Raw genomic sequence first — 5,579 nt, forward strand, 5'->3', positions numbered from 1 at the left:
GCCATGACGTCGATCGCGACCTTGTCGGTCTCGAGGCTGGCGATGGGCTCGTCAGCGGCAACGGCTTCGCCGGGCTGCTTCAGCCACTGGCCGATGGTGGCTTCGGCGACGGATTCCCCAAGGACGGGGACCTTGACTTCGGTGGTCATGATTTATCTCAAGCCTTCTGCTTGCGACGGAGTTCGGAACGGACGGAAAGATGCAGCGCGTCGGCGACCAGCGCCGCCTGTTCGGCGGTGTGGCGCTTGGCGAGGCCGGTGGCCGGGGAGGCCGAGGCCGAGCGACCCGCATAGCGCGGACGCGGAGCCTTGACGCCCGCCTCGACGGCGGCGGCCTCGACCAGCGGTTCGACGAAGAACCAGGAACCGTTGTTCTTCGGCTCTTCCTGGCACCAGACGATCTCTTCGAGGTTCGGCATCTTCGACAGACGCTTGGCCAGCGGTTCGCCCGGGAAGGGGTAGAGCTGCTCGATGCGGATGATCTGGGTGTCGTCGATCTCGGCGGCATCGCGCGCTTCGAGCAGGTCGTAGAAGACCTTGCCCGAACACAGCACGACCTTCTTGGTCGCCTCGTCAGCCGAACCCTTGGGGTCGGAGAGGATGCGCTTGAAGTCGCCTTCGAGGAACTCCTTCGCCGAGGACTTCGCCAGCGGATGGCGGAGCAGCGACTTGGGGGTCATGATGACGAGCGGCTTGCGGAACGGACGGCGCATCTGGCGGCGAAGAACGTGGAAGTAGTTCGCCGGGCTGGTGATGTTGCAGACCTGGATGTTGTCCTGCGCGCAGAGCTGCAGGTAACGCTCCAGACGGGCCGAGGAGTGCTCGGGTCCCTGGCCTTCGTAACCGTGCGGCAGCAGCATCACCAGGCCGTTCGCGCGCAGCCACTTGGACTCCGCAGATGCGACGTACTGGTCGATGATGATCTGCGCGCCGTTGGCGAAGTCACCGAACTGCGCTTCCCACAGCACCAGCGTCTTCGGATCGGCGCTGGCGAAGCCGTACTCGAAGCCGAGCACGCCGTATTCCGACAGCGTCGAATCCAGCACCTCGAAGCGGCCGTGCGGCAGCGTGGTGAGGGGCACGTACTTGCGCTCGTCGGTCTGGTCGGTCCACACCGCGTGGCGCTGCGAGAACGTACCGCGGCCGCAGTCCTGGCCCGACAGGCGAACGCCGTAGCCTTCCGAGACGAGGCTGCCGAAGGCGAGTGCCTCCGCCGTTGCCCAGTCGAAGCCTTCGCCCGACTTGAACATCTCTTCCTTGGCGGCGAGCACGCGGGCGAGCGTCTTGTGGACGGTGAGGTCCGCAGGAACGGTCGTCAGGGTACGGCCCAGGCTTTCGAACAGCTTGGGCTCGACCTTGGTGTCGACGTTGCGGCGCGCGGTCTCGGGGTCGGCGGGCTTGTGGAAGCCGCTCCACTGACCGGAGAACCAGTCGGCCTGGTTCGCCTTGTAGGTCTTGGCCGCCTCGAACTGCTCTTCGAGATGCTCGGTGAACGCGGCCTCGGTCTGCGTCAGGAACGCATCGTCGATGACGCCTTCCGACTTCAGCTTGTCGGAATAGATCTTCGACACCGGCGGGTGCTGGCGGATCTTCTGATACATCAGCGGCTGGGTGAAGCCCGGCTCGTCGCCCTCGTTGTGGCCGAAGCGGCGGTAGCACCACATGTCGATCACGATGTCGCGGCCGAAGGTCTGGCGGTAGTCGATCGCCAGCTTGCAGGCGAACGTCACGGCCGCCGGATCGTCGCCGTTGACGTGCAGGATCGGCGCCTGGACGCCCTTGGCGACGTCCGAGGGATACGGCGAGTTGCGCGCGAACTGCGGGCTCGTCGTGAAGCCGATCTGGTTGTTGATGATGAAGTGGACGCAGCCGCCGGTGTTGTAGCCCTTCACGCCCGAGAGGCCGAAGCACTCCCAGATGATGCCCTGGCCAGCGAAGGCCGCGTCACCGTGGATGAGGACCGGCAGCACCTGCTTGTGCTTGGCGTTCGGGCCGACGTCGTCGCCGATGTCGTCCGCGATCTGCTGGTAGGCGCGGACCTTGCCGAGCACGACCGGATCGACGGTTTCGAGGTGCGAGGGGTTCGGCATCAGGCTCATGTGAACCTTGGTGCCGTCGAACTCGCGGTCCGTAGAAGTGCCGAGGTGGTACTTCACGTCGCCCGAGCCGCCCACGTCCTCGGGGTTGGCGGTCCCCCCTGAGAATTCGTGGAAGATCACCTTGTAGGGCTTGGCCATCACGTTCGCGAGGACGTTCAGGCGGCCGCGGTGAGCCATGCCGTAGACGATTTCCTTCACGCCGAGCTGGCCGCCGTACTTGATCACCGCCTCGAGGGCAGGGATCATCGACTCGCCGCCATCCAGGCCGAAGCGCTTGGTGCCGACGTACTTCTTGCCGAGGAACTTCTCGTACTGCTCGCCGCGCACGACGGCCGCGAGGATCGCCTTCTTGCCTTCCGGCGTGAACTCGATTTCCTTGTTCGCGCCTTCCATCCGGTCCTGGAGGAAGCGGCGCTCCTCCGTGTCCGAGATGTGCATGTATTCGAGGCCGACCTTGCCGCAGTAGTTGGCGCGCAGGATCTGCACGATCTCGCGCACGGTCGTCCACTCGAGGCCGAGCGCGCCGCCGACGTAGACCTTGCGGTCCTGCGCGGCGCCGGCGAAGCCGTGGTATTCCGGCGTCAGGTCGGCAGGCAGCTTGCGCTGGTTGAGGCCAAGCGGGTCGAGGTCCGCCGCGAGGTGACCGCGCACGCGATAGGTGCGGATCAGCATCATCGCGCGGATTGCATCGGCCGCCGCTTCGTCTATGCGGGACTGGTCGATCGGGGCGCCGCCTTTCGCGGCCGCCTTCTTGATCTCGGCCTTCAGGACGGTGGGATCAAGTCCCTGCGTCCAGTCATCCTCGGCATCGCCGCCGACGAGGGGCCAGTTGCCGCGCTGCCAGCTGGGACCGGCCTGAACTTCGTCCAGTGCCGCGTCCGGGGTGAAATCGAAACTCTCGTCGCCCATAGGAATCACCTATCGCCACGCCCGGACAGGGTTGTCCGACGTTTTCAGTTTGGCGGGCTGACGGATTTTTCCGGGGAGGGAGGGCCGCTAGTCCGCTAGGTACTCACGCCGGGACCGGATGCCCCTTGCGCGTCATGGTAAGCGCTCCGGGGCGGCGCGGTTTCCGAAGAAAACGCCGCCCCGTTGCACCTATAGTGTCAGGCGAAAGCCTTGATGGCTTCCACCAGCGTCTCGCCGAGCAGCGAGGGGCTGGCCGAAACCTTGATGCCGGCTTCTTCCATCGCCGCGATCTTTTCCTCGGCGCCGCCCTGGCCGCCCGAGACGATCGCACCGGCGTGGCCCATGCGGCGGCCCGGAGGGGCCGTACGACCGGCGATGAAGCCCGCCATCGGCTTGCGACGGCCGCGCTTGGCTTCGTCCTTGAGGAACTGCGCGGCTTCTTCTTCGGCCGAGCCGCCGATTTCGCCGATCATGATGATCGACTTGGTGGCTTCGTCAGCGAGGAAGAGTTCGAGCATGTCGATGAAGTTGGTGCCGTTGACCGGGTCGCCGCCAATGCCGACAGCCGTGGTCTGGCCGAGGCCCGCCGCGGTGGTCTGGAACACGGCTTCATAGGTCAGCGTACCCGAGCGCGAGACGACGCCGACCGAACCCTGCGAGAAGATGCTGCCGGGCATGATGCCGATCTTGCACTCGTTGGGGGTCAGGACGCCGGGGCAGTTCGGACCGATCAGGCGCGACTTCGAGCCGGTGAGGGCACGCTTCACGGGCACCATGTCGAGAACGGGGATGCCCTCGGTGATGCAGATGATCAGTTCGATCTCGGCGTCGATCGCCTCGAGGATCGCGTCGGCGGCGCCGAACGGCGGCACGTAGACGCACGAGGCGTTGGCGCCGGTGGCAGCCTTGGCTTCGTGGACCGAGTTGTACTGGGGCAGACCGATGTGGGTCTGGCCGCCCTTGCCGGGGGTCACGCCCGCGACCATCTGCGTGCCGTAGTCGAGCGCAGCCTGGGTGTGGAAGCTGCCGGTCGCGCCGGTCATGCCCTGGGTGATGACCTTGGTGTTCTTGTTAACGAGGATCGACATCGGTTTTCCTGTTCCTGATCGTGGAAGCAGCCGGATTGGGCCGGGGAGGTTCCAAGAAACTATTTTGCCCCCGCGCTACCCATCATTGTGAGAGTATCAACAATGAGGGGCAGTCGCGGGGGCGGTATTCAAAAACTCAGGCGAGGGTGCCGTCGATGCCCTTGCAGGCGACCAGCAGTTCCTTGACCGCGTCGACCGAGACCTGGAGGTTGCCCTTGGCTTCCTCGTCCAGTTCGATCTCGACGACTTCCTCGACGCCGTTCGCGCCGATGACTGCGGGCACGCCGACGTAGAGGCCGTCAACGCCGTACTGGCCATCGACATAGGCCGCGACGGGCAGGATGCGCTTCTGGTCGCCCAGGTAGGCTTCGGCCATGGCGATGCCCGAGGCGGCCGGTGCGTAGAACGCCGAGCCGGTCTTCAGCAGGCCGACGATCTCGCCGCCGCCCGAACGGGTGCGCTGCACGATCGCGTCGATCTTTTCCTGCGTGGTGCGGCCCATCTTGATGAGGTCCGGAACCGGGATGCCGTTGACGGTCGAGTACTGCACGACCGGAACCATGGTGTCGCCGTGGCCGCCGAGCACGAAAGTATTCACGTCGCGGATCGAGACGCCGAATTCCCAGGCCAGGAAGGTCGAGAAGCGGGCCGAGTCCAGAACGCCGGCCATGCCGACGACCTTGTTGTGCGGCAGACCCGAGAATTCGCGCAGCGCCCAGACCATCGCGTCGAGCGGGTTGGTGATGCAGATCACGAAGGCGTCGGGTGCGTTGGCGGCGATGCCTTCGCCGACCGACTTCATCACCTTGAGGTTGATGCCGAGCAGGTCGTCGCGGCTCATGCCGGGCTTGCGGGCGACACCGGCGGTGACGATGATGACGTCGGCGCCGGCAATGTCGGCATAGTCGTTGGTGCCGGTGATCTTGGCGTCGAAGCCTTCGACCGGACCACACTGCGAGAGATCGAGAGCCTTGCCCTGCGGGAGACCTTCAGCGACGTCGAACAGGACGATGTCGCCCAGTTCCTTCTGCGCCGCGAGGTGCGCCAGCGTACCGCCGATGTTGCCGGCGCCGATAAGGGCAATCTTCTTACGAGCCATGATCCGTTCGTGTCCTTCCCGAGGGCGGGATTTCTCGGACTTCAAGGCGGCCTGCGCTAATCCCGCAAATGGCAGGTGCCGGTGTTTGCGAGGGCGGCCCTACGCCCCTTGGAAGACCATTGCAACCGGCAAAGGGGTCTTTGCATCAGCTTTTATCTGATAATAGTTCGCAATTGCAATAAAGGGGGTGAAATGGCGGAAAATCGCCTGTTTGTTCACCTGTCGGCAATGTTGCGAAAGAGTTTAGCGGCGCTGGAGATGGTATCGAACGGGGATATGGCGAGCGCAAGTCGCTTTGGGTGCGACTCGTCGAAACTCTCATCCTCCCTGTCGCGAAGCGATGGGGAGGGGGACCGCCGACGTAGTCGGTGGTGGAGGGGGATTG

4 protein-coding genes are annotated in these 5,579 nt (G+C 64.9%); all 4 read right to left on the bottom strand.

Going from position 1 to position 5,579, the window contains the following annotated elements; genetic code table 11:
• A partial coding sequence (locus ACYPYD_RS20800; protein WP_459665249.1) for a biotin/lipoyl-containing protein occupies window positions 1-149 on the bottom strand: 149 nt, incomplete at its 3' end.
• Window positions 150-157: 8 nt separating this feature from the next.
• Entirely contained in the window at window positions 158-3,007 is a 2,850-nt protein-coding gene (locus tag ACYPYD_RS20805; protein WP_008832365.1) for a 2-oxoglutarate dehydrogenase E1 component, read from the bottom strand.
• A 197-nt stretch (window positions 3,008-3,204) separates the two neighbouring features.
• Window positions 3,205-4,095, bottom strand: coding sequence for a succinate--CoA ligase subunit alpha (sucD, locus tag ACYPYD_RS20810; protein WP_008832364.1), 891 nt, complete (start codon window positions 4,093-4,095; stop codon window positions 3,205-3,207).
• Between the two features lie 136 nt (window positions 4,096-4,231).
• Window positions 4,232-5,194, bottom strand: a complete 963-nt coding sequence (gene mdh, locus ACYPYD_RS20815; protein ID WP_008832363.1) for a malate dehydrogenase — start codon at window positions 5,192-5,194, stop codon at window positions 4,232-4,234.
• Window positions 5,195-5,579: the final 385 nt, after the last annotated feature.

Source organism: Novosphingobium sp. 11B (assembly GCF_054589055.1).

Excerpts from the sequence above, each read along its gene's own strand:
- ACYPYD_RS20805 (WP_008832365.1), bottom strand. The coding sequence starts at position 3,007 with ATGGGCGACGAGAGTTTCGATTTCACCCCGGACGCGGCACTGGACGAA.
- sucD (WP_008832364.1), bottom strand. The coding sequence starts at position 4,095 with ATGTCGATCCTCGTTAACAAGAACACCAAGGTCATCACCCAGGGCATG.
- mdh (WP_008832363.1), bottom strand. The coding sequence starts at position 5,194 with ATGGCTCGTAAGAAGATTGCCCTTATCGGCGCCGGCAACATCGGCGGT.